Here is a 238-nt window from a genome sequence, read left to right on the forward strand (position 1 = left end):
TTTTTATTTTTTTTTATTTTATATAATTTTTTTTTTTTTTTTTTTTTGTTCATTTATAAGCATTTTTTTTTTTTTTTTTTTTGTTTTTTTATTTTTTTTTTTGTTTTTTTTTTTTTTTTTTTGTTTTTTTTTTTTTTTTTATTATTTTTTTTTTTTATTTTTTTTTTTTTTTTTTTTTTTTTTATTAATACATTTTTTCTCGTTCGGCCACCCCCCCCCCCCCCCCCCCCCCCCCCCC

At 18.5% G+C, this 238-nt stretch carries 1 protein-coding gene; it reads right to left on the reverse strand.

What is annotated here, in order from left to right; translation table 11 throughout:
• Positions 1 to 53 precede the first annotated feature (53 nt).
• A partial coding sequence (locus ACEWL1_RS12295; protein WP_409233571.1) for a hypothetical protein occupies positions 54 to 238 on the reverse strand: 185 nt, incomplete at its 5' end.

The organism is Polaribacter gochangensis, assembly GCF_046224025.1.
Taxonomy (GTDB): domain Bacteria; phylum Bacteroidota; class Bacteroidia; order Flavobacteriales; family Flavobacteriaceae; genus Polaribacter; species Polaribacter gochangensis.